Source organism: Rhodococcus sp. T2V, assembly GCF_029269925.1.
GTDB classification, from domain to species: Bacteria; Actinomycetota; Actinomycetes; order Mycobacteriales; family Mycobacteriaceae; genus Rhodococcus_F; species Rhodococcus_F koreensis.
In genome coordinates, this window is record NZ_JARJBD010000289.1 from 1 (window position 1) to 1,443 (window position 1,443).

Annotated in this window: 1 protein-coding gene; it reads left to right on the forward strand. The window is 66.8% G+C overall.

Annotation, left to right across the window (positions count from 1 at the left end):
* The first annotated feature begins 113 nt into the window (after positions 1-113).
* On the forward strand, positions 114-1,439 hold the full coding sequence (locus P3H15_RS53940) for an ISL3 family transposase (RefSeq protein WP_276144813.1): 1,326 nt from the start codon (positions 114-116) through the stop codon (positions 1,437-1,439).
* Positions 1,440-1,443 lie beyond the last annotated feature (4 nt).

Below are 1,443 nucleotides of genomic sequence, written 5' to 3' on the forward strand. Positions count from 1 at the left end.
GGCTCTACTGACCGATCTGTGGGCGATGTGAGGGCCGTATAAGGGCGCACGCCGTTGTCCCCGTAGCGTTCCGGCTTGTCTAAGGTCAGGTCGCTACAGATGTGGAAAACGGCGTGCGCAACAACAGGATATGGGCTCGGATCCTCGGTGTCGAAAAGACGGTCGTGGAGGGTGTCGAGTTCGACGATGACACGGGGTGCGTGGTGGTCTCGGTGCGGCCCACGCTGCGGGCGCGGTCACGGTGCGGGGTGTGCCGGCGGCGGTGCCCGGGTTATGACGGCGGGGCGGGGCGCCGCCGGTGGCGGGCCCTCGATGCCGGGCTGACCACGGTGGTCATCGAGGCGTGGGCGCCGCGTGTTGTGTGCCGTGAGCACGGGGTGGTCGTCGCGCATGTGCCCTGGGCTCGGCACGGGGCCGGACACACGAGGCGGTTCGACGAGACGATCGCGTGGCTGGCCACGCACTGCTCGAAGTCCGCGGTGTGCGAGTTGATGCAGGTCGCGTGGCGCACGGTCGGATCGATCGTCGATCGGGTGTGGGCGGACACCGAGCGGACCTTCGATCGGTTCGCGGGGCTGCGGCGGATCGGGATCGACGAGATCTCGTACAAGAAGGGCCACAAGTACCTGACGGTGGTCGTCGATCACGATTCGGGCCGGCTGGTGTGGGCGGCGGAGGGCCGCAATGCCGATACGCTGCGTGGATTCTTCGATCTGCTCGGATCCGAACGGTGCGCGCAGATCACCCATGTCACCGCCGACGCGGCGCCCTGGATCGCGAAGGTCGTCACCGAACGCTGCCCCGAAGCCGTCCGGTGCGCGGATCCGTTTCATGTGGTGGCCTGGGCCACCGCCGCGGTCGACAAGGTCCGCAGAGGAGCATGGAACCGGGCGCGGGCGAAAGCTTTGCCACGCAGGCAGTTCGGCACACGAGGTCGGCCACCAGCCGCGGCCGGCAACGCTCCCGATCCGCACCGCGAGCGGGCCATCGTAGTCAAGAAGAGTCGGTGGGCGCTGTTGAAGAATCCGGAGAACCTGACCGGCAAGCAGGCGGTGACGCTGCGGCTGATCGAACTCGAGGACCCCACGCTGCACCGCGCCTACCTGCTCAAAGAATCTCTGCGGTTGGTGTTCCAGATGCGGCACGAGGACGCGATCGTCGCACTGAATCGGTGGATCGGCTGGGCCCGCCGCTGCCGAATACCAGAGTTCGTCGCACTGCAACGCAGCATCGTCACCCACCAGGACTCCATCCTCGCCGCGATCGAACACGGCCTGTCGAACGGGCGGATCGAATCGGTCAACACCAAGATCAGACTCATCACCCGCGTCGCGTTCGGCTTCCGCACTCCCGAGGCTCTCATCGCCCTGGCCATGCTCGGACTCGGTGGCCACCCACCACAACTACCCGGCAGGAATCACCCACGAATGAGTCAGTAGGGCC